The organism is Pseudonocardia sp. OZ21 (assembly GCF_059359135.1).
Genome location: NZ_JCADBN010000001.1, coordinates 127409 through 153413 on the forward strand (window position 1 = coordinate 127409; position 26005 = coordinate 153413).

20 protein-coding genes are annotated in these 26005 nt (G+C 72.9%); 8 read left to right on the top strand and 12 right to left on the bottom strand.

Annotation, left to right across the window (positions count from 1 at the left end):
• Nucleotides 1-103: 103 nt before the first annotated feature.
• Entirely contained in the window at nt 104-1573 is a 1470-nt protein-coding gene (hemG, locus tag AC5L35_RS00685) for a protoporphyrinogen oxidase (RefSeq protein ID WP_495057520.1), read from the bottom strand.
• Nucleotides 1570-2640, bottom strand: coding sequence for a uroporphyrinogen decarboxylase (gene hemE, locus AC5L35_RS00690; protein WP_495057521.1), 1071 nt, complete (start codon nt 2638-2640; stop codon nt 1570-1572). The genes hemG and hemE overlap by 4 nt, the downstream gene beginning before the upstream one ends.
• 114 nt (nt 2641-2754) lie before the next feature.
• On the opposite strand from hemE, the gene AC5L35_RS00695 reads away from it, so the two are divergent.
• The 3 genes from AC5L35_RS00695 to AC5L35_RS00705 all read left to right on the top strand — a co-directional run bounded on the left by AC5L35_RS00695 (nt 2755) and on the right by AC5L35_RS00705 (nt 5535).
• Nucleotides 2755-3336: a DUF3000 domain-containing protein gene (locus AC5L35_RS00695; protein ID WP_344015332.1), complete on the top strand. Its 582-nt coding sequence runs from the start codon at nt 2755-2757 to the stop codon at nt 3334-3336.
• Nucleotides 3337-3640: 304 nt separating this feature from the next.
• Nucleotides 3641-4294 carry a LuxR C-terminal-related transcriptional regulator gene (locus AC5L35_RS00700; RefSeq protein ID WP_075949948.1) on the top strand — a complete coding sequence of 218 codons (654 nt, stop codon included), beginning with the start codon at nt 3641-3643 and terminating at the stop codon, nt 4292-4294.
• Between the two features lie 116 nt (nt 4295-4410).
• Nucleotides 4411-5535: an HRDC domain-containing protein gene (locus AC5L35_RS00705; protein WP_495057522.1), complete on the top strand. Its 1125-nt coding sequence runs from the start codon at nt 4411-4413 to the stop codon at nt 5533-5535.
• Here AC5L35_RS00705 and AC5L35_RS00710 read toward each other — a convergent pair whose 3' ends face one another.
• The 9 genes from AC5L35_RS00710 to AC5L35_RS00750 form a co-directional block, all read right to left on the bottom strand.
• On the bottom strand, nt 5536-6690 hold the full coding sequence (locus AC5L35_RS00710; RefSeq protein WP_495058059.1) for a sensor histidine kinase: 1155 nt from the start codon (nt 6688-6690) through the stop codon (nt 5536-5538).
• Between the two features lie 115 nt (nt 6691-6805).
• Entirely contained in the window at nt 6806-7471 is a 666-nt protein-coding gene (locus AC5L35_RS00715; protein WP_495057523.1) for a response regulator transcription factor, read from the bottom strand.
• Nucleotides 7471-9513, bottom strand: coding sequence for a 1-deoxy-D-xylulose-5-phosphate synthase (locus AC5L35_RS00720; protein ID WP_495057524.1), 2043 nt, complete (start codon nt 9511-9513; stop codon nt 7471-7473). Before AC5L35_RS00720 ends, AC5L35_RS00715 begins: the two co-directional genes overlap by 1 nt.
• Nucleotides 9514-9558: 45 nt before the next feature.
• The gene (locus AC5L35_RS00725; RefSeq protein ID WP_495057525.1) at nt 9559-10854 is read right to left on the bottom strand and encodes a GGDEF domain-containing protein; all 1296 of its coding nucleotides are present in this window, start codon (nt 10852-10854) and stop codon (nt 9559-9561) included.
• 512 nt (nt 10855-11366) lie between these two features.
• The gene (locus AC5L35_RS00730; RefSeq protein WP_495057526.1) at nt 11367-12734 is read right to left on the bottom strand and encodes a sensor domain-containing diguanylate cyclase; all 1368 of its coding nucleotides are present in this window, start codon (nt 12732-12734) and stop codon (nt 11367-11369) included.
• Nucleotides 12735-14149: 1415 nt separating this feature from the next.
• Nucleotides 14150-15421: an MFS transporter gene (locus tag AC5L35_RS00735; protein ID WP_495057527.1), complete on the bottom strand. Its 1272-nt coding sequence runs from the start codon at nt 15419-15421 to the stop codon at nt 14150-14152.
• 156 nt (nt 15422-15577) lie between these two features.
• Nucleotides 15578-16696 carry an alanine dehydrogenase gene (ald, locus tag AC5L35_RS00740; protein WP_495057528.1) on the bottom strand — a complete coding sequence of 373 codons (1119 nt, stop codon included), beginning with the start codon at nt 16694-16696 and terminating at the stop codon, nt 15578-15580.
• A 14-nt stretch (nt 16697-16710) separates the two neighbouring features.
• Entirely contained in the window at nt 16711-17349 is a 639-nt protein-coding gene (locus AC5L35_RS00745; protein WP_495057529.1) for a histidine phosphatase family protein, read from the bottom strand.
• A gap of 4 nt (nt 17350-17353) precedes the next feature.
• Nucleotides 17354-17779 carry an HIT family protein gene (locus tag AC5L35_RS00750; RefSeq protein ID WP_495057530.1) on the bottom strand — a complete coding sequence of 142 codons (426 nt, stop codon included), beginning with the start codon at nt 17777-17779 and terminating at the stop codon, nt 17354-17356.
• A gap of 46 nt (nt 17780-17825) precedes the next feature.
• Here AC5L35_RS00750 and AC5L35_RS00755 point away from each other — a divergent pair, with 46 nt between their 5' ends.
• The 4 genes from AC5L35_RS00755 (at nt 17826) to treZ (ending at nt 24830) form a co-directional block, all read left to right on the top strand.
• Nucleotides 17826-18287, top strand: a complete 462-nt coding sequence (locus tag AC5L35_RS00755) for a PPOX class F420-dependent oxidoreductase (RefSeq protein WP_495057531.1) — start codon at nt 17826-17828, stop codon at nt 18285-18287.
• Nucleotides 18288-18456: 169 nt separating this feature from the next.
• Entirely contained in the window at nt 18457-20625 is a 2169-nt protein-coding gene (gene glgX, locus AC5L35_RS00760) for a glycogen debranching protein GlgX (RefSeq protein ID WP_495057532.1), read from the top strand.
• Nucleotides 20622-22991, top strand: coding sequence for a malto-oligosyltrehalose synthase (gene treY, locus AC5L35_RS00765; protein WP_495057533.1), 2370 nt, complete (start codon nt 20622-20624; stop codon nt 22989-22991). The genes glgX and treY overlap by 4 nt, the downstream gene beginning before the upstream one ends.
• A 96-nt stretch (nt 22992-23087) precedes the next feature.
• Nucleotides 23088-24830 carry a malto-oligosyltrehalose trehalohydrolase gene (gene treZ / locus AC5L35_RS00770; RefSeq protein ID WP_495057534.1) on the top strand — a complete coding sequence of 581 codons (1743 nt, stop codon included), beginning with the start codon at nt 23088-23090 and terminating at the stop codon, nt 24828-24830.
• 12 nt (nt 24831-24842) lie between these two features.
• On the opposite strand, the gene AC5L35_RS00775 is transcribed toward treZ, so the two are convergent.
• The gene (locus AC5L35_RS00775) at nt 24843-25403 is read right to left on the bottom strand and encodes a TetR/AcrR family transcriptional regulator (RefSeq protein WP_495057535.1); all 561 of its coding nucleotides are present in this window, start codon (nt 25401-25403) and stop codon (nt 24843-24845) included.
• A gap of 96 nt (nt 25404-25499) precedes the next feature.
• On the opposite strand from AC5L35_RS00775, the gene AC5L35_RS00780 reads away from it, so the two are divergent.
• The gene (locus AC5L35_RS00780) at nt 25500-25958 is read left to right on the top strand and encodes a nuclear transport factor 2 family protein (RefSeq protein ID WP_495057536.1); all 459 of its coding nucleotides are present in this window, start codon (nt 25500-25502) and stop codon (nt 25956-25958) included.
• Nucleotides 25959-26005: the final 47 nt, after the last annotated feature.

Here is a 26005-nt window from a genome sequence, read left to right on the forward strand (position 1 = left end):
GGCCGGCCGGCGACGGGCGCTCGCCGACCACCGGACGGACATCATCTCGGAGCGAGCGGCGCCGTCCTCACGGGCCGCTGGCCACGCCCCCGGAACGGGGCTGTCAGACCGGAGCGGTCTGCGCCGTGAGATGCGCCACGAGCCGTTCAGCGGCCGCGCGGGCCGTCCCGACGCAGGCGGGCACCCCGACGCCGTGCAGGGCCGAGCCGGCCACGGCGAGCCCCATCGGGAGCTCGTCCTCGATGGTCCGCACGCGGTCGAGGTGGCCCACGCCGTACTGCGGCAGCCCCCCACCCCAGCGCTGGACGTGGGCCGCGACGGGCTCGGCGGTGATCCCGGTGAGCGCCGCGAGGTCGGCACGTGCGCGGCGGACGAGTTCGGCGTCGTCGACCTGCAGGGTGGCGGCCTCCCCGAAGCGGCCGAGGCTGGCCCGCAACCGGACGAGTCCGTCGGGAGACAGGTGGGCCCACTTGTTCGTCGAGTGCGTGAAGGCCTTCACCGACAGCGGCTCCCCCGTGGCGACCAGTGCGCCGGAGGTGGGCGGCAGTCCGGCGGCGTCGGTGGGGCGGTAGGCGAAGGCGACCACCACCGAGGAGGCCAGCTCGACCTCTGCAGCGGCCCGGGCCGCGACCGGCGCCACCACGGCGAGCAGCCGGGCCGCGGCGGGGGCGGGGACCGCGAGCACCACGGCGTCCACGTCGAGCATCTCGGGTGCGGTGGTGGGGCCGAGCACGAGCCGCCAGCCGGTCTCACGGCGCTGCAGGTCGCGGACGGTGGTGCCGAGCCGCACCTCCGCCGCGGCGGCGCGGGACAGCGCGTCGAGGAGCGTGCGGTAGCCGCCGGTCAGCGCGCCGAACACCGGGGTGGGCCGCGCGGGCGGCCCCTCGGACGACGGCTTCGGGTTCCGGGGCGGGACGGTGGCCGCGTCGGCCGCCGCCGTGAGCGACGGGGCTCCCGCGTCGAGGGCGGCGGCGAGGGCGGGGATCGTGGGCCGCAGGCCCAGTGAGTCGACCCGTCCCGCGTAGACCCCGCCCAGCAGCGGGTCGGCGAGCCGGTCGGCGATCTCGGCGCCGAACCGCTCGCGCAGCAGGCCGCCCAGCGCCGTGTCCGCCCCGGGCTCCCAGTGCAGCGGCAGGGCCGGCTCGGCCGCGACAGCGGCCAGTCCCGGGGCGGAGAGCAGCCCGTCCAGCCGGGCGGCGCTCGTCGGCACCCCGAGCAGGGTGGCGCCGGGCAGCGCCGTGGTGCGCCCGTTCACCCGCAGCGATGCCGTGGCCGCCGTGGGGTGCACCTGCGCGTCGGAGAGGCCGAGCTCGCCCAGCAGCAGCGGCATCTCCGGGCGCCGGGCCAGGAACGCCTCCGCGCCGACGTCGAAGGGTGCGCCGGCCAGGTCGACGGTGTGCAGCACGCCACCCACGCGGTCGCGCTGCTCGAGGACGGTGATGGTGGCGGCGGGGCCGAGGCGGACCCGCAGCCGGTGCGCCGCGGCGAGCCCCGACACGCCGCCTCCGACGACGGCGACATGCGGAGCGCGGTGCGCGGGCACGGGTCGAACGGGCACGGTGGGGACCGTCACGGCCGCAGGCTGTGCACCAGCTCGACGAGCCGGGTGAGGACGTCCGGATCGGTCTCGGGAAGCACCCCGTGGCCGAGGTTGAACACGTGCCCGGGGGTGCGGCGGCCCTCGTCGACGATCCGGCGCGTCTCGGCCTCGATCGACTCCTGGTCGGCGAAGAGGACGGCCGGGTCGAGGTTGCCCTGCACCGGATGGGTACCGCCGGCCCGGCGGGCCGCCACGTCGAGCGGGATCCGCCAGTCGACGCCCACGACGTCGGCCCCGGCCTCGGCCATGGCACCCAGCAGCTCGCCGGTGCCCACGCCGAAGTGGATCCGCGGCACGCCGGTGTCGGCGAGCCCCTCGAGCACGCGGGTGGAGTACGGCAGGGCGTAGTGGCGGTAGTCGCGCTCCGAGAGCGCACCGGCCCACGAGTCGAACAGCTGGACGACGTCGACGCCCGCGTCGATCTGGGCCCGCAGGAACACCGAGCACGACTCGGCGAGGCGGGCCATCAGCGCGTGCCAGACCTCGGGCGCGGACCGCATGAGGGCCTTGGTGCGTTCGTGGTTGCGACTGGGGCCGCCCTCCACGAGGTAGGAGGCGAGCGTGAAGGGGGCGCCGGCGAAGCCGATCAGCGGGGTGTCACCCAGCTCCCGCAGCAGCAGGCCGATCGCCGCGGCCACCGGGGCGGCCTGCTCGGCGTGCAACGACGGGATGCGCTCGACGTCGGCCATCGTGCGCACGGGGTGGGCGACCACCGGCCCGGTGCCCGGCACGATGTCCACGCCGACGCCAGCGATGTAGAGCGGCACGACGATGTCGCTGAACAGGACCGCAGCGTCGACGCCGTGGCGGCGCACCGGCTGGAGCGTGATCTCGCACGCCAGATCCGGCGTCAGGCAGGACTGCAGCATCCCGGTGCCGACGCGCAGCGCGCGGTACTCGGGTAGCGAACGCCCGGCCTGCCGCATGAACCACACCGGGACGTGCGAAGGAGCCTCTCCTCGCACCGCGGCGAGCAGCGGCGCGGACCGCAGGTCCCGCCGCTCCGTAGGCGCGAGACCGCTCGCGGAGTCGAGCTTCATGACCTCATCGTCGCACGCCCCCCGAATGGATCACCCGTCCGTGCACGGTCGGGCGTGCGATCGCGCGGCGCGCCTCGTCACCCGAACACGGAGAGCGACCTAGAGTCAGCACTCGTGCCCGCAACGACCACACCACCGCCAGAGTTCCTGGAGGCGGTCGCCTCGCTGCGCGCCATCCGGCCGAGACCGGAGCTGATCGTGGCCGCGCTCGATGCACCTCCCCGGCTCGCCCCGTACACGTGGGCCTTCAGCGTCGAGGCGGACGCGGGCCGCAGCCCCGGCGAGGAACTGGACGAACCGGACACCTCGGGCAGGCTGATCCTTCTGCACGATCCCGCAGGCCAGGACGCCTGGGAGGGCACCTTCCGGCTGGTCTGTTTCGTGCAGGCCCGCCTCGATCCGGAGCAGCTCGGGGACGAGATGCTGCCCGTGGTCGGGTGGTCGTGGCTCACGGAGGCCCTCGAGGCGCGCCACGCCGAGTACGTGGCACTCGGCGGCACCGTCACCCAGACCTCATCGGTGCGTTTCGGCGACATCGCAGGACCCCGCCGCGACGACGACGTGGAGCTGCGTGCGTCGTGGACTCCTACCGGTCCGGATCTGTCCCGTCACGCAGAGGCATTCTGCGCTCTGATCGCGTCGGCGGCCGGCTTACCTCCGGTCGGGGTACTTCCACTTGCCCACCGAACGGTCTGATTCGGCTGCTACCTGCGACTTCGATGCCTCGGGTGATCCCTTCCGTCACCCGGTCGGGTGGATGGATATCGACAACGCTGTAACTTTCACCCGGAGAACTTCGAACCACCACACGACGTTAGACCGCTTGGGGGGCTACGCTTCCTCCACGACACCTCCTCGGGCGGTCGGGCGACAGCTTCATCGACCGGGGGTCTGGTGCCGGTCGGGGGGCAACGACCGACTCCAGGGAGGTAGTGACGTGGCCGTTGTGGGCCAGGGCGCACCAGTTCGCGGCACTCCAGGTGCTGTGCTGTCGCCCGCGATGGTCCCGCATCCGCGGGAAGAGCTTTTCTCGGTGCTGGTGGTCGACGACCACCCGCTTCTTCGCGAGGCGATCGCCGCGCGGCTGCGTTCCATGGGCGCAGGCACGGTGTACGAAGCCGCCTCGGTGGCCGAGGCCCGGGCCCGGGCGCACGCCAACGGGCCGTGCGATCTCGCGATCCTCGATCTCGGGCTGCCTGACGGCAGCGGGCTCGACCTGGTGACCGAACTCCGGTCGCTGGGCTGGAACCGGCTCGTCGTACTGGCGTCCTCGGACGACCCGTACGCGGTGCGCTCGGCGTTCCAGGCCGGTGCGCAGGCCTACCTGCTGAAGTCGGCCTCGGCGGCGATCGTCACCGACGGCGTCAAGCGTGTGCTGGACGGCGGGGTGTACGCCGATCCCACGGTGGCCCCCCTGCTTGCCACGGGCACCCGCGTGCCGGGCACCGACAACACACCACGCGAGCTCTCCGCCCGTGAGGTGGAGGTGTTGCAACTGGTGGCTGACGGGCAGTCCAACAAGGAGATCGGTGAGGCGCTGAGCCTGTCGGCGCTCACGGTGAAGAGCCACCTCTCCCGGATCGGGCGCAAGCTCGGCACGGGCGACAGAGCTCAGATGGTCGCCTTGGCGATGCGGGCCGGGGTCATCCGCTGACCGCAGATCCGCAGCACGAAGAAGAGCAGGCCGTTCGGCCGGACGCTCCGGCAGCAGTACCGCTGCTGGCACCCCGGGACGGGCTGACGCGCGTCGTCGGCGACCGGGCCGCGCTGATGCGCACCGCGGAGGCTTTCGCGGCGGGCAGTGGGCCGATCGCTGTCGACGCCGAACGAGCCTCCGGCTTCCGGTACTCGCAGCGCGCGTATCTCGTACAACTACGTCGCGTCGGTGCGGGTACGGCCCTGATCGACCCGATTCCGCTGCGCAGTGACCTGTCCGAGCTCGTGCCGGCGCTGGCCGGGCCGGAATGGGTGCTGCACGCGGCCAACCAGGACCTGCCGTGCCTCGCCGAGACGGGCCTCATCCCGTCCTCGCTCTTCGACACCGAGCTGGCCGGACGGCTCGCCGGGCTCCCCCGCGTCGGTCTCGGCCCGCTGGTCGAGCAGATGCTGGGCCTGAGCCTGGAGAAGGGCCACGGCGCCGCCGACTGGTCCCGCCGCCCGCTGCCCGAGGACTGGCTCGTCTACGCCGCGCTCGACGTCGAGGTGCTGGTCGAGCTGCGCAACGTGCTCGCCGGGCTGCTCGCCGAGCAGGGCAAGCTGGACTGGGCCATGCAGGAGTTCGAGGCGGTCCGCACCGCCGGGCCGCCCCAGCCGCGTGCCGAGCCGTGGCGGCGCACCTCCGGCCTGCACAAGCTGCGCAAGCCCCGCGCACTCGCGGCCGTGCGGGCCCTGTGGGAGGCGCGCGACCGGCTCGCCGCCGAACGCGACATCGCACCGGGCCGGGTCCTCCCCGACTCCGCGATCATCGAGGCTGCCGCGAGCGCGCCGGCCAGCCCCGGCGACCTCGCGGCGCTCCCGGTGTTCCGGGGCCGGGCCCAGCGGCGCCTCACCTCCTACTGGTTCGCCGCGCTGCAGCAGGCCACCCAGCTCGACGCCGCGGCGCTGCCCGCGGTCACCCCGCCCGCCGACGGGCCGCCTCCGGTGGGTCGCTGGGCCGACCGCGACCCCGACGCCGCCGCCCGCCTCACCGCGGCCCGCGCCGCCATCGTCGCCGTCGGACTGGAACGGTCGGTGCCGGTGGAGAACCTCCTGCAGCCCGACCTCCTCCGCCGCCTGTGCTGGACCCCACCCGCCGACGGCGACGTGGCCGCAGCGCTGCGCGCCGGTGGCGCCCGGCCGTGGCAGATCGAGCTGCTGACCCCCCACCTGGAGACGGCGCTACAGGCCCACAGCTGATCAACCGGCCGGCAGCCGCACCGTCACCGCCAGCCCCCCACCGGGCACCGGCTCGGCGCGCACCAGCCCACCGTGGGCCTGCACCACGGCGCGCACGATCGAGAGCCCCAGCCCGGAACCGGGGGCGTCACCGGTGCGTTCCACCGGACCCCGACGGAACGGCTCGAACAGCTCCGGCACCCGGTCCGCCGGGATCACCGGACCGCTGGAGGCGACCTGCAGCTCGGCGAAGCCGTCACGCATCCCGGTGCAGACGTCCACCCAGCCGCCCGCCACGTTGTGCCGCACCGCGTTCTCCAGCAGGTTCCCGGCCACGCGCTCGAGCAGCACCGGGTCGCCCCAGGACGGCGCGGCCACGGTGCGGACCTGCACCCGCAGCCCCCGCCGGGCCGCGTCCGCGCGGACACCCGCCAGTGCGGGGGCGACGAGCTCGGCGAGGTCGACGGGCCGCACGTCGGCCAGCTCGGCCCCCTCGGTGCGGGCCAGCAGCAACAGCCCCGCGATGAGGTCGTCGGCGCGCCGGGTGGCGTCCCGCACGACCGTGGCCATCCGCCGGAGCTCGGTGACGTCGGCATCGGGGTCGGCCAGCGTGACGTCCACCTCGGTGCGCAGCACCGCCAGCGGGGTGCGCAGCTCGTGGCTCGCGTTGGCCACGAACCGCCGCTGAGCGTCGAACGCCGCCTGCAGCCGGTCCAGCATCGCGTCGAAGCCCGCGGCGAGCTCGGCGACCTCTCCACGGGCGTCCCGCAGCCCGGTACGGGTGTCCAGCGACTCGACGGTCAGCCGCCGGGCCGTGGCCGTGACCGCGTGCAGCGGGCCCAGCACCCGGCCGACCAGCACCCAGGACACCACCGCGGCGGCGACGACGAGGAGCGGGAACGCGATCAGCCCGGCTCGCAGCACGTCGGCCCGCGCGGCGGCCCCGACGGCGTCCTGGAGCTGCTCGGCGGGCACGGCCACGTCCCCCACCCGCACCGTCGTGCCGGGCGGCAGCGAGGGAACGGCCCGGGCCACACCACCGACCAGCAGCCAGCCCAGCCACAGCAGCAGCGCGCTCACCGACGCCACGACGACCGTGCTGACGAGAGTCAGCCGAGGGCGCAGCCCGACTCCCCTGCCACCGAGCCGCCTCCCGGTGCTCTCCCGGACCGGCACGGTCGGCGGCGGCACCACGGGCTCACCCTGCCCTCTGTCGGGCCGTGTGGCGCCCCGCGCGGGCTCGGGGGCCCTCGCTGCCGGCCTCGCTGGTTCGGCCACGGCAGCGCCTCGCTCAGCCCGCGGCCGGTACCCGGTAGCCGGCCCCGACCACCGTCTCGATCACGCCGGGGTCACCGAGCTTCTTGCGCAACGTCATCACCGTGACCCGCACGGTGGTGGTGAACGGGTCGGCGTTCTCGTCCCAGACGCGCTCCAGCAGCTCCTCGCTGCTCACCACGGCCCCGCCCGCCCCGAGCAGGACCTCCAGCACCCCGAACTCCTTGCGCGTGAGCTCGACGGGCCGGGTGGCCCGGTGCACGGTGCGCCGGGCCGGGTCGAGCGCGAGGTCGCCCGCGGTGAGCAGCGGCGGCACGGCCGGGGTCGCCCGGCGGCCGAGCGCGCGGCAACGGGCGACGAGCTCGGGGAAGTCGAACGGCTTGGCGAGGTAGTCGTCCGCGCCGCGCGACAGGCCGTCGACCTTGTCGGCGAGCGTGCCGCTGGCCGTCAGCATCAGCACCCGCGTGGTGGCCCCGGACGCGACGATCTCCGCGCAGAGCCGGTCGCCCGACATCCCGGGCAGGTCCCGGTCGAGCACCACCACGTCGTAGCGGGTGATGACCGACTTCTCGTGCCCGGCGTCCCCGTCGTAGGCCACGTCGACGGCCATCCCCTCGCGGCGCAGCCCCCGAGCCACGGCGTCGGCAAGCGCGCGCTCGTCCTCGACGATGAGCACGCGCATCAGCGCGCCTGCTCTCCCGGAGCCGACGACGCGGGCTCGTCGACGAGCTGGAGGCCCGGAAGCGCCGCCGCCCACTCGGTGACCCGCCGGGCGACGTCCTGCGCGGTGAGCCCCGCGGCGGCCAGCACGTCGGGACGGCTGCCGTGGTCGAGGAACCGCTGGGGGATCGCCAGGTCCCGGAGCGGGACGTCGCACTCGGCCGCGCGCAGCTCGTCGGCCAGCGCCGAGCCGAACCCGCCGTGGCGGCCGCTGTCGGAGACGGTGACCACGAGCCGGTGCTCGCGGGCCAGCCGGACGAGCACCTGCGGCACCGGCAGCACCCAGCGCGGGTCGACGACGGTGACCGGGATGCCCTGCTGTTCCAGTCGCTGGGCCGCGGCGAGGCCGAGCTCGCCGAACGCCCCCGCGCACACCATGAGCACGGCCGGGCTCCGGTCGCCGGCGGGAGCGGGCTCACGCAGGACGTCGACGCCGTCGACGCGGCGAACCGCGGGCACCGAGTCGATCACGCTGCCCTTGGGGAAGCGGATGGCGGTGGGCCCGTCGTCGACCGCGACCGCCTCCGCCAGCTCCTCGCGCAGCGTCTGCGCGTCGCGGGGCGCCGCCACCCGCATGCCGGGCACGATCCCGAGGAGCGACAGGTCCCACATGCCGTTGTGCGACGGCCCGTCGCTGCCGGTGACACCGGCCCGGTCCAGCACGAGGGTGACGGCCTTCCCGTGCAGTGCCACGTCCATCAGGAGCTGGTCGAACGCCCGGTTGAGGAACGTGGAGTACAGCGCGACCACCGGGTGCAGCCCGCCCGCGGCCAGCCCGGCGGCGGACGTGAGCGCGTGCTGCTCGGCGATCCCGACGTCGATGCAGCGCTCGGGGAACGCCGCGGCGAACGGCGCGAGCCCGGTGGGACCGAGCATCGCCGCCGTGATGCCGACGACGTCGGGCCGCTTCGTGCCCAGCGCCACCATCTCCTCGGCGAACACGCTCGTCCAGCCGACGGACGGGGGCCCGGTGGGCAGGCCCGTCTCCGGGTCGAACGCGGCCGGGCTGTGCATCTGCTCGACCGTGTCGTTCTCCGCGGGCGGGTACCCCGCGCCCTTGCGCGTGACGGCGTGGACGATCACGGGGCCGCCGAAGTGGCGCGCGCGGCGCAGCGCCGACTCCATCGCGGCGATGTCGTGCCCGTCGACCGGTCCGAAGTACTTGAGGCCGAGGTCGGAGAACAGCTCCTGCGGGCTCAGCGCGTCCTTCATGCCGGCCTTCAGCGCGTGCAGCCCGGCGTAGAGGGCGTTGCCGACGACCGGGGTGTTCACGAGGGCCTGCTTGCCGGCGTCGAGCACCCGCTCGTAGCCCGGCTGCAGCCGCAGCGTGGCCAGCCGGTCGGCGAGGCCGCCGATCGTGGGCGCGTACGAGCGGCCGTTGTCGTTGACGACGATCACGATGTTGCGGTCGGCGGCGACGGCGACGGCGCCGCCCTCGTCCTCCCCGCCACCGGGCATTCGCCTGCCTGCACCGAACCTGCGGCCGGCCTCGCCCTCCGTGCCGGGCTTGTGTCCACCGGTGGCGATGTTGTTGAGCGCCTCCCAGGCCATCCCGCCGGTGAGCGCGCCGTCGCCGATCACCGCGACGACGTGGCGCTGCTGGCCGGTGAGCGCGTAGGCACGGGCGATTCCGTCGGCCCAGGACAGCGAGGTGGAGGCGTGGCTGTTCTCGACGTGGTCGTGCTCGCTCTCCGCCCGGCACGGGTAGCCGGAGAGCCCGCCGGACTTCTTGAGCCGGTCCCAGCCGTCCTGCCGGCCGGTGAGCATCTTGTGGACGTACGCCTGGTGCCCGGTGTCCCAGATCAACGTGTCACGCGGGGAGTCGAACACCCGGTGCAGCGCGATGGTGAGCTCCACGACGCCGAGGTTGGGGCCGAGGTGCCCGCCGGTGCGGGAGACCGAGGCCACGAGCTCCCGGCGAATCTCGGCAGCGAGCGGGGCGAGCTGGTCGACCCCCAGGCGCTTGAGATCGGCCGGGCCACGGACTGAACGCAACACGGTCACCGGCTCAGCTTACGAGAGGCCGCCACCCCGGGCCCGGCAATCCCGTCAGGTGCCGCTGCGCGGGGTGGGGATCTCGACGGGAGCCGCGAACCGGACGAGGTTCCGGCCGTCGCGCTTCGCGATGTAGAGCGACGCGTCGGCGGCGTTCAACACCTGCTCGAGGGTGGTGCCGTCGATCGGCACCGCCGCACCGCCCACGGAGACCGAGAGGCCCCCGATCGTGAGGACGCCGTCCGGCGTGTCGACGGCGACGGCCATGCAGGCCACCCGTTGACGGAGGCGTTCGGCGACCGCACGCATCTCGGTGTCCCCCGCCGGACCGGGTGGAAGGTCGGGCAGCAGCACCACGAACTCCTCACCCCCGAAACGCCCGACGACGTCCTGCTCGCGCACCGCGGAGCGCAGTTCCGCCGCGACGGCCGCCAGCACGTCGTCGCCGACGAGGTGGCCGTACGAGTCGTTGACGGCCTTGAAGTGGTCGAGGTCGAGGATCAGCACGGCGGCGGTACCCCGGGAGCGGTGGACCCGGCGCACCGTCCGCGCCCCCTGCACCTGCCAGGCGGCGGCGTTGAGCAGGCCGGTCTTCCCGTCGGTGCTCGCCACCTCCTCCAACTGGCGGACCAGCACGGCGCGGTGCAGCACCAGGATCGGTGGCAGGACGAGCGCAACGAGGCCCGGTGTGGAGCCGAGCGCCACCGCGGCCAGCGCACCCAGGCAGATCGTGGCGATCTCCACGGTGTTGTCGTCCCACCCGCCGACGAGGTCACGGAACCCGGGACGCTCACTGGTCAGGACGATCACTGCGGCGACGAGCACGGTGTTGACCAGCACGTAGAGCAGCACGGCCAGGGCGATCCCCGCCACCCCCGACGCGTCGGCCGCCCCGGTGGGCAGCCCACCCGCCTGCTGGACCACGGCGTGTGCGGCGCCAGCCGCGAGCACGACGGTGGCCGTGGTGTAGATGTGCCGGTGCAGCGGCACCTTCGCCGGGCGCCACACCCGGTGCCACAGGTGCAGGTACACCGCCGCGATCACGGCGGCGGCGAGCATCGGCGGCAGCAGCAGCGCGGCCGCGAACGTCCACACCGAGCTGAGGTCGAAGTACGAGGTCTGCGCCGCCCTCCGCCGGATCCGCTCGATCCCGGTGGCCAGCTCGGTGTGCACGACGCTGAGCACGGTCAGGAACGCGGCGAGCCCGAGGTCGCCCGACGACGGGACGGCGCCACCGGCCACGACGAACGCGACGGCGGCGGCCTCCACCGCGAGGACGACGGTGACGGCTCGGGGCGGTAGCCCCCAGAGTTCCCACCTGCCGGTAGTCGGCGGCGCCAGATCAGCCACGACCGCGATCTCCTTCCGCCGACACCGAGAGCGCGTGGCGCCGAGGCTAGTGAGCCGCAGAGGGCATGTCAGGAGGATCGAGATCGCTCTTCGGGGTGGACTCCGCCGACGGTTTCGTCACGATCCGTAACGGAACCGTCTCAGCCTGCGGTGATGGAACGCCGGCTGTTGCTCGCCAGGCGACTCGCGCCCGCGAAGCGGGCGACTCGCGGGGCGGGGTGCGTCCTCGCAGAGCGGGTGGGTTCTTCACAGGGTCCCCGGCGTCTGCGAAGAGCCCACGGCCTCTGCGAGGAGGCCTGGGCGGGCCCGGCGCCCGGAGCAGCGCAGCGAGCAGGCGACTCCCGCGCGCGATCCGGGCGACTCGCGGGGCGCGTGTGGCGACTCGGGAGCGGACGATGAGCGTCCTGCTGTCCGTTCTCGGGCTGATCGCCCGCGCCGGCGGCTGCGGGTCGCGGAGGCGGTCCTTCGGCCGAGCAAACGCGGGCGGGGATCGGGTGACTCGCGGGCGGGGATCAGCCTGCGGCGGCCGGGGGCTCACCCGCCGCCGTGGACAGCCGGGTGGCGTGCTGGGCGGGGTGCTGCCCCGGCACCGCGAGGCCCATCCGCACGACGTTCCGGCCGGCGCGCTTGGCGGTGTACAGCGCCGCGTCGGCGATCTGCAGCAGAGTCCTCAGGTCGGCGCCCTCAGTGGGGGAGAGAGCGGCACCGACCGACACGGTGAGGCCGGCGACCGTGAGCGGCCCGTCCGGCGTGGGGATCTCGACCCGCAGGTTCGCGACGCGGCGCCGGATCCGCTCGCCCACCGCCTCGAGCTCTGCCGTGCCGCTGCCCTCCAGACCGCCGAGCAGGACGACGAACTCCTCGCCGCCGAACCGGCCGACGAGGTCGCGGTCGCGGACCTCGGTGCGCAGTGCGGCGGCGACGGCGGCCAGGACCTGGTCGCCCGCGAGGTGGCCGTAGGTGTCGTTCACCGTCTTGAAGTGGTCGAGATCGAGGACGAGCACGCCCTTGGCACCGTCGTGGCGGCTCGCGCGCCGCAGGGCGCGCTCCGCCTGGGCATGCCATGCCGCGGCGTTGAGCAGGCCGGTCTTGCCGTCGGTGCTGGCGGCCTCCTCGAGCTGGCGGACGAGTACGGCGCGGTGCAGCACCAGCAGCGGCGGCAGGACCAGCAGGACGAGCCACGGGTTGATGCCGAGCGCGATGGCCGTGAGGGCCCCGAGGCAGAGCGTCGCGATCTCGAGCACGTTCTCGTCCCAGGGGGCGAACACCTTGGACAGGTTCGCCTCCGGGCTGCTCACCGCGATCGCGCCGGCGACGAGGCAGCTGTTGACCGTGGTGTAGGCGAGCAGCGCGAGCCCGAGCGCCCACAGCTGGTGGTTGCTGCCGATCTCCGTCCCACCGCCCGAGTGCTGGAGCACGGTGGCCGACGCGATACACGCGAGAACCACGGTGGCGGAGGTGAAGGCCTGCTTGTAGAGGGGGACGCGCAGCCGCCACGCCCGCCACCACAGGTGGCAGTGCACGATCACGGCCACGAGCGCCGCGTACGAGGGCGGCAGGGCCACCGCTGCCGCGAACGTCCACACGGAGCTGAGGTCGACGTGGTTACCGTCCGTGACCCGCCGCCGCACGCGCTCGACTCCGACGGCGACCTCGGTGTGGGCGATGCCGAGCAGGCAGAGGACGCCCGCAATCTGCAGCTGCGCCGGCGTGGGACCGGCGTGACCGGCCAGCCCCAGGACGATGAGCGCCACCGATGTGACCTCGACCAGCAGCACGGGGCCGAGCAGCCGACCCGGTAGTGCCCAGATCGCCCATCGGCGAACGGCGAACATGCGCGAGAGCGGTCGGACCGTCTCCGTGGCTCCGTCAGATCCCATCCGTGCTCTCTGTCCGCTGGGCGTTGGCGGGAGCCTAGTGGAGCCCGTCGGTGAAGACCACCCGCCCGAGCGGGATCTCCAGCCGCCCGTGTCACAGTGACGCCGCTCGGAGCGACAGGCCGTTACGAACCCACTTCCGGGTCAGTGAGGTAGGCCGAATGCGCGGCGCCCCGAGGCTCAGACGGCGGAAACTGGCACACGTATGCAACATAGGCCCGCATCCGGTTCGAACGGCATGTGCGGGAGAGGCCGGGGCCACCGCACGAACTCCGGCAATTCGACTGCCCACGATCTACGCCGACGTCTCTCGACGTCCGCCAAGTGGAGAACGAACAGCACGAGGAGGACGCAGTCATGCGCAACCACAACTGGTGATTCGAGCAGGCCGCAGCCCATCCCACGGAGGAGAGACATGCGCAACCACAACTGGTGAATCAACCAGCTCCGTCCCGACCCGTCGACGAAGGAGAGCCCGGTGCGCAACCACAACTGGTGAACCCCGCCCCCACCCCACACACCCACCAAGGAGAACGCCGTGCGCAACCACAACTGGTGAACCGTCCGCCCAGCACACCGACCGCCCGAGGAGGACAGCGTGCGCAACCACAACTGGTGACCGAATTCCCGACCACCCGCCCGGCCCGAGGAGACAGCGATGCGCAACCACAACTGGTGACGACACAGCAACCTGCCCGTCACGAATGGAAGAGAGGTCGCGATGCGCAACCACAACTGGTGATCACAGGCCATTGCCCGGCGACCAACGGAGGAGAGGCGTCATGCGCAACCACAACTGGTGAGCACTCACCCCGGACCCGATGAATCCCGACAAGGAGTGGCACATGCGCAACCACAACTGGTGAACCGTCCGCCCAGCACACCGACCGCCCGAGGAGGACAGCGTGCGCAACCACAACTGGTGACCGAATTCCCGACCACTCGTCCGTCCGACCCGAGGAGGCAGCAATGCGCAACCACAACTGGTGAGCACTCGTCCCGCCCCACTGATCCGACAAGGAGACACGGCATGCGCAACCACAACTGGTGACCCGAACTCACCGCCCGCCCATCCGCCCCACCAACCCGAAGGAGACGCCCCGTGCGCAACCACAACTGGTGACCACCCCCCACCCGCCCCACCAACCCGAAGGAGACGCCCCGTGCGCAACCACAACTGGTGATCACGCCCCCACTCGCCGCCCACCCCGAGGACGGAGCCCCGTGCGCAACCACAACTGGTGACCCCAGCCCGCTTCCCGCCCACCCCGACGAAGGGACAGCCCGTGCGCAACCACAACTGGTGAGCCCCCCCGCGACCCCGGTGAACAGGAAGGAGGACGCGCGATGCGCAACCACAACTGGTGATGGCGATCAGTCGGAGGCCGAGCAGGTGGGCCCGCAGGATGCGGGCGGAGTCAGCCGCGCGAGAGCACCGTCGAGCCGACGGTCTCGGTGTCGTGCCGATTGGCACGGTGCCACGCGACGGCGACCCCCAGCGCGAGGAAGGCCCCCACACTCCCGGCCACCGCGATGGCGGTGGACGGGTCCCACGTGTCGGCCAGGAACCCGCCGATGAGCACGGCCGCTCCCTGCGCGGCGATGATGCCGGACGCCGCGACCCCGATCGCCCGTCCGCGCCCCACCGTCGGCGTCGCCCGGACGAAGCTCGCCTGTGTCTGCAGGAGGTAGGCGGTGGACAGCATCCCCGACACCCCCCACAGCAGGAGGGTGAGCGGGAGCGGGGGGCGGAAGAGGCAGAGCATCAGCGGCAGGCCGGCACCCACGGCGAGCACCCCGACGAGGCGCGCCCGTGTCTCGGCCGGCACGAACCTGACGAACAGCCATGCCCCGGCCACGCTCCCGAGCGGGTCGGCCGCCATCAGGAGTCCCACGACGGCGGGACCGGCGCCGAGTTGGTCGGCATACGGCGCGGCGAGCGCTTCGGGCACGACGTACCACCCGACGAGCCACGCGAGGAGCACGAGCGCGCGCCGCCGCGGGTCGGTGGCGATCTCCACGAGCGCGGCGACGACGCCCCGCAGCCCTCCGACGGGGGCGTCGGCGGCGGGCCCGCCGGCCTCGTCGTTCCCGCCGGTGGTGCCGGGCCGGGGCCGGTCGGCGACGCCGGTGCGCACGAGTACGGCCGACAGCGCGAACGACACCGCGTTGGCCAGCAGTGCCAGCGACGGGCTGATGGCGGCGACGAGCAACCCGCCGCTGGCGAACCCGACCAGCTGCGCGGTCTGGCTCGTGATCTGCCGGACGGCCAGCCCGCGTTCGTACAGCTCCCCCTGCAGGATCTCCGGCAGGAGCGCGCCCTGGGCTGCGGTGTGGGGCGAGCCGAGCAGCACCACGACCACGAGCAGCGCACAGAGCACCCACAGCGGCAGCTGCGGGATCGCCATGGCGGCGACGAGCACGGCGCGCAGGACGTCCGAAGCGATCATGACCTCGCGGCGGCGGTACCGGTCGGCCAGGCCGGACAGGAGCACCCCGCCGAGCAGCGCCGGCAGGAAGGTGAGCGCGTAGGTGGCGGCGGCCCAGGCAGCGGAACCGGTCCGGCCGTACACCAGGACGGCGAGCGCGACGCGGGCCAGCTGGTCACCGGCGATCGAGAGCAGCTCGGCCGCCCAGACGACCCGGAACTCCCGCACGCGGAACACCGCGCCCAGCTCTGCACCCGCCATCCGGCCGCTCCCCTCGACAGATGCCATGCCGCTGGTGCGGCTCGCTGCACCGAGCGTAGGCAACCGTACGCGTCCGGTCAGCGGATTCCGTGCACGGCGCACCCGCCGACCGAGGATCGGCACACACCGGTTGCCGGGGCGGGGCGGGGCGGGGGCTCAGGCCGGGAGTGCTTCGGTCAGTGGCACGGCCGGCACCCCGTGGGCGGCCGCCACCTCGGGCTGGACGACCTGACCGGCCGCCACGTTGACGCCCGCCGCGAGGGCGGGGTCGGCGGCCACGGCGCCCGCCAGTCCGCGCTCGGCGAGAGCGAGCACGTAGGGCAACGTGGCGTTGGTGAGGGCCCGGGTGGACGTGTTCGGCACGGCGCCCGGCATGTTGGCCACGCAGTAGAAGATCGAGTCGTGGACGTCGAACACCGGGTCGTCGTGGGTGGTCGGGCGGGAGTCGGCGAAGCAGCCGCCCTGGTCGATGGCGATGTCCACGAGCACCGATCCCGGTCGCATCCGGGAGACGAGGTCGTTCGACACCAGGGTCGGCGCCTTGGCGCCCGGCACCAGCACCGCGCCGATGACGAGGTCGGCCCACAGACAGGCGCGTTCCACCTCGTAGGCGTTGCTCGTGATGGTCTGCAGGTGGCCGCGGTAGATGAAGTCGATCTGGCGCAGCCGGTTGATGTTGGTGTCGAGCACCCGCACCTCGGCCTGGAGCCCGACCGCGATGCCTGCGGCGTTCATCCCCGAGACCCCGGCCCCGATGACGGCCACCTTCCCCGCGGGGACGCCGGACACCCCGCCCAGCAGCACACCCCTCCCACCCTCGGTGCGTTGCAGGTGGTGGGCGCCGACCTGGGGCGCCATCCGGCCGGCCACCTCGCTCATGGGGGCGAGCAGCGGCAGTGACCCGTCCGGCAGCCGCACGGTCTCGTAGGCGACAGCGGTGGCCCCGGCGGTGACGAGCGCGTCGGTGCACTCCTTCGACGCGGCGAGATGCAGGTAGGTGAACAGCACCTGGCCCGCGCGCAGGCGGTGGTACTCCTGCGGAACCGGCTCCTTCACCTTCAGCAGGAGCTCCGCCTCGCCCCAGACCTCGTCCGGGTCGTCGGTGGTACGGGCGCCGGCGGCGCGGAACTCCTCGTCGGGCAGGCCCGCGCCCGCCCCGGCGTCGCGTTCGAGGAGCACGTCGTGGCCGCGGCTCGTCAGCTCCTGCACGCCTGCCGGTGTGATCGCCACCCGGTACTCGTGGTTCTTGACCTCGCGCGGGACGCCTACCAGCATCTGCGGATCCTGCCCTACTCGGTGCCTGCCGTCATGGCGAGCAGGTCGCCCACGTGGGCGATCTCGTTGACCGTCCGCACCACCCGGCGGCCGTCGCGGCCGGCGAGGACCCGGGTGATCCCGGTGTAGTCCAGCGGGAAGGTCAGGGGGCGGGCCAGGCCGAGCAGGTGCGCGAGCCAGGTGTTCACCACGCCCGCGTGGGCGACGACCACGGCCGTCCCGCGGCCGGGGTGCGCGGCGATGATCCGCTCGAACGCGCCGTCGACCCGCGCGGTGAACGCCGGGACGTCGACGTGGGCGGGCAGGAGGCCGGCGAGCATCCGTTCCCACGCGGCCGGGTCGAGCCGGGCCATCTCGTGGACGGGTACGTAGTGGTCGGAGTCGGCGTCGTACTCGCGCAGGTCCTCGACGATCTCCGCGGCCCGCCCGAGCGCGGCGGCGAGCGGGGCGGCCGTGCCCCGCGCCCTGGCCAGCGGGCTGGCGTAGAGACCTTCGACGCGGTCGGCCGCCAGCGCGTCGACGAGCCGTGCGGCCTGGCGCTCCCCCAGCTCCGTGAGCACGGGGTCGGCGGGGCCACCCGGCCGGTCGGATCGCGCCGCGTCGGAGGCGTGGATGCGTTCCGGCAGCGCGTGCCGGACGAGGACGAGCTGCACGCGGTCAGTCCCGGACGTGCTCGCCGTGGCCTGCCGCCCGCAGGGCGCTGCGCAGCTTGTCGGCGTGCGCGTCCTGCTCGGCGTGGTCGACGGTCTTCGCCGCGTTGGCGAAGTCGAAGGCCGCCATGTCCCACGCCGGGAACACGTGCAGGTGCAGGTGCGGCACCTCGAAGCCCGCCACGAGCAGCCCGACACGCGGCGGCTGCCACACCTCCTGCACGGCCGCGCCGACGGCCCGGCTGACGTTCGTCAGGTGGGAGAGCAGGCCGGGGTCGGCGTCGACCCACTGGTCGACCTCCTCACGCGGCACGACCAGCGTGTGGCCGGGGCCGAGCGGGTTGATCGACAGGAAGCCGACCGCCCGGTCGTCGGACCACACGAAACGACCGGGCAGCTCACCATTGATGATCTTCGTGAAGACGGTACTCATCACGGCCGACCCTAGCGCCTCGAGGAGCGCGTCCTAGGCTCGGAGCATGGCTCGGACCATCGCAACGAACACCACCGTCGACCGCGACGAGCTCCTCACGTTCCTGCGGTCGCGCCACCACATGATCCTGCTGACCCCGCGAAACGACGGCGGCTGGCAGGGCTCGCCCGTCACCGCCGGGGTGGACGCCGAGGGCCGGATCGTCGTCTCCACCTATCCCGAACGGGTGAAGGCGACCAACGTCGCCCGGCACGGGAAGGCCTCGGTCGTGGTGCTCTCCGACGACTTCAACGGCCCCTGGGTGCAGGTGGACGGGGAGGCCGAACTGATCACCCTGCCCGACGCTCTCGAACCGCTGGTGGACTACTTCCGCTCGATCTCCGGCGAGCATCCCGACTGGGACGAGTACCGCGCCGCCATGACCACGCAGGGCAAGGCCCTGATCAGGATCACGCCCACTCGATGGAGCCCGGTCGCCACGGGCGGGTTCCCCGCGCACCTGGGATGACGCTGCGCCCACCCCGCCGGCGCCACCCGGGGGGCAACCGCTGCATCGGGCGGGTTACCGGGGTACCCCGGTAACCTCTGCCCGACGGAGCGACGCCGCCCCGGGCCCTGCAAGATCGAGTACGAGCGGCCGCGGCCGATCAGTTGATCACGAAACACCGGAGGAATTCATGCGGCCGTGGCCAGGTCACGCCTATCCGTTGGGCGCCACCTACGACGGCTCGGGCACCAACTTCGCGATCTTCTCCGAGATCGCGGAACGCGTCGAGCTCTGTCTCTTCGGCCCTGACGGCGAGGAGGAGCGGGTCCGGCTCGTCGAGGTGGACGGCTTCGTCTGGCACGGGTACCTGCCCAACGTCGAACCGGGTCAGCGCTACGGCTACCGGGTGCATGGTCCCTACGACCCCGCCCAGGGCCTGCGGTGCAACCCGAAAAAGCTGCTGATCGACCCGTACGCGAAGGCGCTCGACGGCCCCGTGGAGTGGGACGAGGCCGTGTTCGGCTACCCGTTCGGCGACCCCGACGCCCGCAGCGACACCGACTCCGCGAAGTTCGTGCCGAAGTCCGTGGTCGTCAACCCGTTCTTCGACTGGGGCACCGACCGCTCCCCGCGCATCCCGTACCACGAGACGGTGATCTACGAGGCCCACGTCAAGGGCCTCACCATCGCGCACCCGGAGATCCCCGAGGAGCTGCGCGGCACCTACACCGGGCTCGCCCACCCGGTGATGATCGACCACCTCAAGACCCTCGGTGTCACGGCCGTGGAGCTCATGCCCGTGCACGAGTTCCTCAACGACCACCACCTGGAGGAGAAGGGGCTCTCCAACTACTGGGGCTACAACACCATCGCCTTCCTCGCCCCGCACCACGCCTACGCGATGCCGGGGCTGCGCCCCGGCAACCAGGTGCAGGAGTTCAAGGCGATGGTGCGCGACCTGCACGACGCCGGCATCGAGGTGATCCTCGACGTGGTCTACAACCACACCGCCGAGGGCAACCACATGGGCCCGACGTTGTCGATGCGCGGGATCGACAACGCCGCCTACTACCGCCTCGTCGAGGACGACCAGCGGTACTACATGGACTACACGGGCACCGGCAACTCGCTCAACGTGCGCAACCCGCACACCCTGCAGCTGATCATGGACTCGCTGCGGTACTGGGTCACCGAGATGCACGTCGACGGCTTCCGCTTCGACCTCGCGTCCACCCTCGCGCGCGAGTTCTACGACGTCGACCGGCTGTCGGTGTTCTTCGACCTCGTCCAGCAGGACCCGGTGATCAGCCAGGCGAAGCTCATCGCCGAGCCGTGGGACGTCGGTCCCGGTGGGTACCAGGTGGGCAACTTCCCGCCGCTGTGGACCGAGTGGAACGGGAAGTACCGCGACACCGTCCGCGACTTCTGGCGGGGTGAGCCCGGCACGCTCGGCGAGTTCGCCTCCCGGCTCACCGGCAGCTCCGACCTCTACCAGGAGGACGGCCGCCGCCCGTTCGCGTCGATCAACTTCGTCACGGCGCACGACGGCTTCACCCTCGCCGACCTCGTCTCCTACAACGAGAAGCACAACGAGGCCAACCTCGAGGGCGGCAACGACGGCGAGAGCCACAACCGCTCGTGGAACTGCGGGGTGGAGGGCCCCACCGACGACGCGGCGGTGCTCGACCTGCGCGCCCGCCAGCAGCGCAACTTCCTCACCACCCTGATGCTGAGCCAGGGCGTGCCGATGCTGCTGCACGGCGACGAGCTGGGCCGCACCCAGGGCGGCAACAACAACGTCTACTGCCAGGACAGCCCGATCTCCTGGGTCGACTGGTCGCTGGCGGGCAAGAACGCCTCGCTGGTCGGGTTCACGGCCGGGGTCGTCGCGCTGCGCACCGCCCACCCGGTGTTCCGGCGGCGCCGGTTCTTCGCCGGCAGGCCGATCCGGCCGCGCCGCCGCGGCGCCGACCCGTTGCCCGACATCGCGTGGTTCCAGCCCTCCGGCGAGGAGATGAGCGAGCAGGACTGGGACTCGGGCTTCGGCAAGTGCGTCACGGCGTTCCTCAACGGCGACGGCATCACCGAGGCCGACACCCGCGGCGAGCGGGTCACCGACGACTCGTTCCTGCTCTGCCTCAACGCCCACCACGAGGACATCGAGATCACGCTGCCCGGCCCCGAGTACGGGTCGCTCTGGGCGGTGGTGGTCGACACCGCTGCCGGTGAGGTGATCACGCTGTCCACCGCTCCCGGTGTGGTGGCGGCCGAGCCGCCCACGGTCCGGGGCGGCGCGGTGCACACCGTCCCGGCGCGGTCGGTGCTGGTTCTGCAGCGACTCGAGAACGCGGGCGCATGACCGGATCGGGCCCGCAGCACTCGTCCGTCCCCTCCGCCACCTACCGGCTGCAGTTCTCGAAGGACACCACCTTCACCGACGCCGTCGAGCTGCTGCCCTACCTCGACGCGCTCGGGGTCGGCGCGCTCTACGCCTCACCGCTCCTGGAGTCCGGGGCGGGCTCCAACCACGGCTACGACGTGGTCGACCCCACCCGGGTCTCGGCGGAGCGGGGCGGGGAGGAGGGCCGCCGCGCGCTGGTGGCGGCCGTCCGGGAGCGCGGCCTGCAGTTCGTCCTCGACATCGTGCCCAACCACGTCGGCGTCGACGTGGCGAAGGCCAACCCGTGGTGGTGGGACGTCCTCACGCACGGCCGGGAGTCCCGCTACGCCGGCCACTTCGACATCGACTGGGACGCCGGGCCGGTGCTCCTGCCGATCCTCGACGCCGACGAGGAGAAGGCGGTCTCGGAACTGGCTCTCTCCGACGACCGCTCGGAGCTGCGCTACTACGAGCACGCGTTCCCGGTGGCCCCCGGCACGGGCGAGGCCGGGTCGCCGCAGGAGGTCCACGAGCGCCAGCACTACCGGCTCGTCTCCTGGAAGCGCGGCGCCGCGGAGCTCACCTACCGCCGCTTCTTCGACGTGTCCACGCTGGCCGCCGTGCGCGTCGAGATCCCGGAGATCTTCGAGGACACCCACCGCGAGGTGCTGCGCTGGGTCGACGCGGGCGAGGTCGACGGCATCCGGGTCGACCACCCGGACGGCCTGTCCGACCCGGGCGCCTACATGCGCCGGTTGCGCGCCGCGATCGGGCCCGACCGCTGGCTGCTCGTGGAGAAGATCCTTGGGGTCGGCGAGGAGCTGCCGGCATCGTGGCCGGTCAACGGCACCTCGGGGTACGAGGCGCTGCGCGAGATCCAGGGCGTGTTCGTCGACCCGTCCGGCGGCGGGCTGCTCACCCAGTTCACGGCCGAGCACGTGGGCCGCAAGGAGGCGCTGCACGCGGCGGAGCACGCCGCGCGCCGCGAGATCACCGACACCATCCTCGCCGCGGAGGTGCGCCGGATCGCCGCGCTCGTCCCCGTGCCGGAGGCGGCGCCCTCCACCGACGAGGAGCCCGGCGAGGCGGCCGACCGTGTGCGGGCGGCCGTCGCCGAACTGCTCTGCGGCTTCCCCGTGTACCGCAGCTACCTGCCGGAGGGCCGCTCGGCACTGGAGACGGCCGTCTCGGTGGCCCGCACCCACCGCCCCGACCTCGCCGACGTGCTGGCCACCATCCGCAAGGCGATGCTGGCCGAGCCGCAGGGCCTGCTCGCCACCCGCGTGCAGCAGACGTCGGGCATGGTGATGGCCAAGGGCGTCGAGGACACCACGTTCTACCGCTGGAACCGGTTCGTGGCGCTCAACGAGGTGGGCGGCGACCCGTCCCGCTTCGGGGTGTCCCCCACCGAGTTCCACGGCGCCATGGCCGCCAGGGAGGCGTCCTGGCCGGCCACGATGACCACCCTGTCCACCCACGACACGAAGCGCTCCGAGGACGTCCGCGCCCGGCTCGCGGCGATCGCGGAGAACCCGGGCGAGTGGATCGAGCGGGTACGCCGCTGGGCCGCCGCACATCCGCTCCCGGACCGGTCGCTGGATCTGCTCGCCTGGCAGAACCTCGTGGGAGCCTGGCCGATCTCGGCGGAGCGGTTCGCGGGCTACCTCACCAAGGCCTCGAAGGAGGCCAAGCTCGTCACCAGCCACGTCGACTCCGTCGCGGAGGTCGACGAGGCGATCGCCGCGTGGCCGGCGCAGGTGCTGGCCGACGCCGACCTGGTGGCCGAGATCGAGGAGTTCGTCGCGCGGATCAACGCCCCCGGCTGGTCCAACTCGCTGGGGCAGAAGCTGCTGCAGATCGCCGGACCGGGCGTGCCGGACGTCTACCAGGGCACGGAGCTGTTCGAGTACTCCCTGGTCGACCCGGACAACCGGCGCCCGGTCGACTGGGCGGAACGCCGCACCCTGCTCGCCCGCCTCGACGAGGGCTGGCTACCGGACGTGGATGCGTCCGGAGCGGCGAAGCTGCTGGTCACGGCGAGCGCACTGCGGCTGCGCCGCTACCGGCCCGAGGTGTTCGCCGGCTACCGGCCGCTGCACGCCGAGGGTCCGGCCGCCCACCACGCGGTGGCGTTCGCCCGCTCGTCGTCGCTGGTGGCGGTGGCCACGCGGCTTCCGGTCGGCCTGGCCGCACGCGACGGCTGGGACGACACGGTGCTCCCGCTGCCCGAGGGCGTCTCCGACTGGCACGACGTGATCACCGGGGCCGCCGTCGACGGCTCCGCGCCGTCGCTGGCCCGGGTGCTGGAGCGCTATCCGGTGGCGCTGCTGGTGCGCCCGGCCTAGCTCCCGCGCGGCCCGGCGCAAACCCGGGGGCGGGTTGTGGTGCATCACAGCGTCACGCCGGGCGCGTCGGGTCGGCGCCCGGCAGGATCATTCCTCGTGACCGATTTCGCCGTATGGGCACCGCATCGTGACCAGGTCCGGGTCCTGGTGGACGGTGCCGCGCACCCCATGTCCTCCGACGGAGCGGGGTGGTGGCACGCCACCGTCGAGGACGTGAACCCCGGCAGCGCCTACGCCTTCCTGCTCGACGACGACGAGACCCCGCTACCCGATCCGCGGTCGCGCTGGCAGCCCACCGGCGTGCACGGCGCGTCCCGCGTGTACGACGACGCGGGGTTCTTCTGGACCGACCAGCCCTGGACCGGGCGGCAGCTGGCCGGGAGCGTGCTCTACGAGCTCCACATCGGCACCTTCACCCCTGACGGCACGTTCGACGCGGCGATCGAGCGGCTCGACCACCTCGTGGCCCTCGGCATCGACATGGTGGAGGTGCTGCCGGTCAACGCCGTCGACGGGCCGCGCAACTGGGGATACGACGGCGTCGGCTGGTACGCGGTCACCGAGAACTACGGCGGCCCCGACGCGTTCAAGCGGTTCGTCGACGCCTGCCACGCCCGTGGCCTGGGTGTGGTGCTCGACGTCGTCTACAACCACCTCGGCCCGTCCGGGGCGTACCTCGACCGGTTCGGCCCGTACTTCGCCGGCAGCAACATCTGGGGCCCGTCGGTGAACCTGGACGGTCCGCACTCCGAGCACGTGCGCCGGTTCGTGATCGACAACGCTCTGATGTGGCTGCGCGACTTCCACGTCGACGGACTGCGCCTCGACGCCGTGCACGCACTGCGCGACTCGCGCGCCACCCACGTGCTCGAGCAGCTCTCGGTGGAGGTCGAGGCACTCTCCACCCATGTGGGCAGGCCGTTGTCGCTGATCGCCGAGTCGGACCTGAACGACCCGCGCATGATCACCGCGCGGGAGGCGGGGGGCTACGGCCTGCAGGGGCAGTGGACCGACGACATCCACCACACCCTGCACACCGCGCTCACCGGGGAGGCTCAGGGCTACTACGCCGACTTCGCCGCCGCCGGCCTGACCGGTCTGGCGCACGTGTTCACCCGAGCCTTCCTCCACGAGGGCACGTGGTCGAGCTTCCGGCAGCGCAACCACGGAGCCGCGGTCGACACCCGCCGCATCCCCGGCCACCGCTTCCTGGCCTACCTGCAGAACCACGACCAGATCGGCAACCGCGCCACGGGTGACCGGCTCACGGAGACCCTCTCCCCCGGCCTGCTCGCCTGCGGCGCAGCACTGGTGTTCGGCTCGCCGTTCACGCCCATGTTGTTCATGGGCGAGGAGTGGGGGGCGAGGACGCCGTGGCAGTTCTTCTCCTACTTCCCGGACCCGGCCCTGCGGGACGCGGTGCGCGAGGGACGCACCGCCGAGTTCGCCGACCACGGCTGGGGGACGGACGTCGAGGTGCCCGACCCCAACGCCGAGAGCACCTTCCTCGACTCGAAGCTGGACTGGGACGAGGCAGCGGGCGAGCCGCACGCGACGCTGCTGAAGGTGCACCGGGAGCTGATCGCGCTCCGCAAGGCGTGGCCGGAGCTGTCCGACCCGTGGCTCGACGAGGTCGAGGTGGACGTCGACGAGGAGGTGCGCACCGTCGTGCTGCACCGGGGGCGCCTGCGGGTGGCGTGCAACCTCGGGAGTGACGCCGTCACGATCGCGCTGGGCACCCCGGTGGCCCGCATCCTGCTGGCCTCCGAGCCGGTGGAGGGCGAGGCCGACGCACTGAGCCTGCCGCCGGAGTCGTTCGCGATCGTGCAGCTGTCCTGAGCCCGGCCTCGATCAGGCCGCGGCGGCGATCAGCGCCGCCGCGGCCCGGCGGGCCTGCTGCGCCGCCCGTGGCTCCGGGAGCACGGCCGCCGCGGTCATGGCCCCCTCGGCCAGCAGCAGCAACTGCTCGGCGACACCCAGCGGGTCGGGCCCGTCGAGTCCGCGCGCGAGGCCGATGAGGTACTCCCGGAACAGCTCCTTGTGCCGGCGTACGGCGGCGAGCACCAGGGGTGCGCTCCCGCCCACCTCCCCGAAGGCGTTGATGAACGCACACCCGCGGAAGTCCGGCTCGGCGAACCACAGGCCGAGCCAGTCGAAGACGGCGAGCAGCTGGTCGCGTGGGCTCCCGCCGCTCTGCGCCACGTGGTCGGCGAGCCGTCCGCGCCAGCGCTCGTCACGCGCGTCCAGGTAGGCCGCGACGAGGTGCTCCTTCGACGGGTAGAGCTGGTAGAGCCGCTTGAGCGAGACGCCGGCCGTCGAGCGGACCTCGTCGATGCCCACACCGTGGATGCCGCGGGCGTAGTACAGCGTCTCCGCGGCAGCCAGCAGCCGATCGTCGTCACTGCGATTCACGCCACTCCTCCACCCTGCCGAGAACGTGCGTTCTCTAAGCTACCCCGGAGCCTCGGAGAACGACCGTTCTCCCTCCATCTGCACGAGGAGTGCGCCATGGCCGGTCGCCCGCCCTACCCGCCGTTCGACGCCGGGACAGCAGCACAGAAGGTCCAGGCCGCCGAGGACGCCTGGAACACCCGCAATCCCGAGCGGGTGTCGCTGGCGTACACCGAGGACTCGGTGTGGCGTAACCGGGACCGGTACGTGCAGGGCCGGGCGGACATCGTCGCGTTCCTCACCGAGAAGTGGGAGCACGAGCTCGACTACGCCCTGCGCAAGGAGCTGTGGTCGTTCACCGCCGACCGCATCGCCGTGCGGTTCCAGTACGAGTCCCACGACGCCGCAGGCCAGTGGTACCGCAGCTACGGCAACGAGCTCTGGGAGTTCACCGACGAGGGCCTGATGCGGCGCCGGGAGGCCAGCATCAACGACCACCCGATCTCCGAGTCGGAACGGCGCATCTTCGGCCCCCGCCCCGAGGACGAGCGCGGAGTGCCGTTCCCGCTGTGGTGACCGCGCCACGATGACCACCGTCGGTGGGCGCTGCCGGACGGCGCGCC